This is a genomic window from Pseudactinotalea sp. (genome assembly GCF_048594945.1).
Taxonomy (GTDB): Bacteria; Actinomycetota; Actinomycetes; order Actinomycetales; family Beutenbergiaceae; genus Pseudactinotalea.
Genome location: NZ_JBMDXJ010000231.1, coordinates 1 through 2,939, shown reverse-complemented (window position 1 = coordinate 2,939; position 2,939 = coordinate 1). Strand labels below are relative to the sequence as shown.

The window sequence follows — 2,939 nt, the reverse complement described above, 5'->3', positions numbered from 1 at the left end:
CAGCCAGTACTCCATGCCGGTCGGATCAGTGACATCGCCCCCGTTCGCCGCGACGAACGGGTACCACTGGCCGAAGAAGTTCGAGACACCGAACTGCTCCACACGGTTGGGATCGAAGCCCGACTCCGACGGGTGCCGGCCGTTGGAGTCGAAGGTCAACGCGTCGGCGCGTTCGATGAAGGTGTCCCAGTCCCACGCGTCCGCGGCCACCGCGGGCGGGTACTCCAGGCCCGCGTCGTCGAACGAGCCCTTCTTGTAATACAGCAGATTCGCCGTCGTGCCGGTCTGGTTGCCAAGGCACTTGCCCTCGTCCCAGAAGTAGTACGTCCCCGGGAGGCGCTCCTCCAGGTTCGGGTACTGGTCGAAGTAGTCCACCACGTTCAGCAGCAGGTTCTTCTCGGCGAGCTCATAGGCCTTGTAGTCGTGCAGGTAGAGCACGTCCGGCGGCGTGCCGCCCGCGACCAGCGTGTTCAGCTTGGTGTTGTACTGCTGCTCAGTGCCGGTGGTGAACATCGGAGTCATCGGCGTGCCGGACCCCTCGGCGAAGGCGTCCAGCATGGTGCGCACCACCTCGTCCTCGTACGACGACCCCCAGTACATGAAGCTCATGCCGTTGCCCGCGGCGCCGCCCCCACCTGCGGACGTGCAACTGGCAGCCAGGCCCGGGATGGCCAGCATCCCCGCACCGGCGAGCCCTCCCTGCAACAGCGAGCGGCGACTGATCCGGTGCTCTCGGCCAGTGGGTCGTGTACTCATCAACTACTCCTCATCGAGTTGGAGGTATCGATACCTTGAACACGGTAGACGCATCACATCGAATACGCAAGACGAAGTTTGTTAGGGTGTCTGCGACTCGACGGCGCTCAACATCACCCGTGCCGGCGAGTTGGAGGTATCGGTCCCTCGCGGAGAGGCAGATGCGGACATGAGGAGTGGCAAGCGGAGGCCGTCCCCGACGGGGCGGGACGTCGCAGCGCTGGCGGGCGTTAGCCCGATGACCGTCTCCCGCGTCGTCAGTGGTAACGGCAACGTCGACCCGGCACTGCGGGCGAAGGTGCTCGACGCCGTCGAGAAACTAGGGTACGAACCCAACTACAACGCCTCGGCGATGCGGAACCCGAACGGCGCCGGTGGCGCCGTCGGGCTCTGTGTCGAGACCGTCCAGAACCCGTTCTCAGCGGGTATCGCCCGAGGCCTCGAGGTCGCGCTCCGCCCGCACGGCCTCATGCTCTTCACGGGAAGCTCCGACGGTGAACCAGCCACCGAACGCGAGCTGCTGCTCGAGTTCTACCGGCGCCGGGTCTCAGCGCTCGTCGTGATCACTGTGATGGCTGATCACTCGTTTCTCGTCCCCCGCGTGCATCCGACGACGCCGATCGTCTACGTGGACCGCCCGGCGATCCTGCCCGGCTGCGACACCGTGACCTCCGATCACGCCGCGGGCGCCTTCGTCGCCACCGAACACATGATCGAGAACGGTCACCGGAGAATCGCCTTCATCGGGACGAACATCACCGGCCACCCCATCAGCGAGCGACTCGCCGGCTACCGCAGCGCACTCATGTCCGCGGGCATCACCAACGACGAAGCCCCACTCCTCGCCTTCGAACACGACCGCGGCGTTCCCGATGTTCGCCAAGGCACACGCGAACTCCTCCAGAGCCCCGGCCGGCCCACGGCGATCTTCGCAGCATCCAACTCCGACCTTATGGGCGTACGCCAAGCGCTCCACGATCTCGAGCTCGAAGCCCAGATCGCACACGTCGCGTTCGACGACCTCGACCTCGCCGACGTCATGAGCCCGCCCCTCAGCGCCTTCTCCCAAGACCCCATCGAGCTCGGCCGACGGTGCGGTGAATGTGTCATCGAACGGCTCAACGCCACCGAACCTCTCGAAGCACGGACCATCATCGTCCCGGGACAACTCATCGCACGCGGCTCAGGTGAGATCAGCGCACTCGCTGACCGCCCTGACTGAGGTTCCCCCGGACCGTAGAGGCATCGACAATGAGGATCCAGATGCCAGAGAAGCGGAAGAAGTACGACCGGGAGTTCCGTGAGGGAGCGGTCCGGATCGTCGAAGAGACCGGAAAGCCGATCGCGCAGGTCGCGCGCGACCTGGGCGTGAACGAGGGCACGCTGGGTAACTGGGTGAACCGTGCTCGAGAGGCAGCCGAGGGGCGTGATGGGCTGTCGAAGGATGGCGTGGAGGAGCTCAAGCGGCTGCGTGCGGAGGTTGCCGAGCTGCGGATGTAGAGTGATGTCCTCAATCGATCCGTGGTCCTGTGGGTGAAGGAGGCGACGAAGTGAGCGTGGCACTCTTCATCGCTGACCAGAGGACCGACTACCGGGTGCCACACACGGTCGTCTGCGCGCTGCTGGGGGTATCGCTGGCGTGGTTCTACAAGTGGTGGGACCGTGCCAACTCACCCGGTGCAGCATGAATCGCACCGGGTCTGGTGGAGGCTCTCAATCCTGGGAAGGATGATGTGAACCGCCCCGGGTTCAGTGGAGGATCGGTTCTCTGGTTTCCAGTGTCCTCGACGCTGTGATCTGACGGTAGTGATTGATCTCGTGCTCGGCGGGTGGGATGTCTCCGAGCTCGGTGTGCAGGCGGTGGTTGTTGAACCAGTCGACCCATTCAAGGGTCGCGATCTCGACGTCGTCCAGGGTGCGCCAGGGGCCTCGGCGGCGGATCAGCTCTGTCTTGAACAGCCCGATGGTGGACTCGGCCAGGGCGTTGATGCTCCTATAGCTGTCAAGCGGCGTGGGCGAGGTGGTGTCGGGCGTCACGGATGGGTCGCATCGCGGCCCAGAGTTCGCGGGCGAGGAGTCGCTTCAAGCAGCGGATGATATCGGCTTTGGTCTTGCCCTCTGCGGTGCGCCTGGCGACGTAGCCCTGGTGGGGGCGTGGTGCTGCATGCGGACGATGCCGACGC

The 2,939-nt window shown here is 65.0% G+C and carries 4 protein-coding genes and 1 pseudogene; 3 read left to right on the top strand and 2 right to left on the bottom strand.

The annotated features are described in order from the left end of the window. The coding region (locus ACOJSN_RS09910) for an extracellular solute-binding protein (RefSeq protein WP_420112329.1) at positions 1-756 on the bottom strand (756 nt) is incomplete at its 3' end. A 169-nt stretch (positions 757-925) separates the two neighbouring features. On the opposite strand from ACOJSN_RS09910, the gene ACOJSN_RS09905 reads away from it, so the two are divergent. From ACOJSN_RS09905 to ACOJSN_RS09895, 3 genes are read left to right on the top strand one after another with little or no spacing between them, the layout of a single operon-like run. Then, the gene (locus ACOJSN_RS09905) at positions 926-1,978 is read left to right on the top strand and encodes a LacI family DNA-binding transcriptional regulator (protein ID WP_420112328.1); all 1,053 of its coding nucleotides are present in this window, start codon (positions 926-928) and stop codon (positions 1,976-1,978) included. Positions 1,979-2,019: 41 nt separating this feature from the next. After that, complete coding sequence (locus tag ACOJSN_RS09900; protein ID WP_420112327.1) at positions 2,020-2,256, top strand: transposase; 237 nt, start codon at positions 2,020-2,022, stop codon at positions 2,254-2,256. A gap of 50 nt (positions 2,257-2,306) precedes the next feature. Further along, the gene (locus ACOJSN_RS09895; protein WP_420112326.1) at positions 2,307-2,444 is read left to right on the top strand and encodes a hypothetical protein; all 138 of its coding nucleotides are present in this window, start codon (positions 2,307-2,309) and stop codon (positions 2,442-2,444) included. Positions 2,445-2,505: 61 nt separating this feature from the next. Here ACOJSN_RS09895 and ACOJSN_RS09890 read toward each other — a convergent pair. Continuing rightward, positions 2,506-2,760 (bottom strand): annotated as a pseudogene (locus tag ACOJSN_RS09890) (integrase core domain-containing protein); the annotation flags it as partial. Positions 2,761-2,939 lie beyond the last annotated feature (179 nt).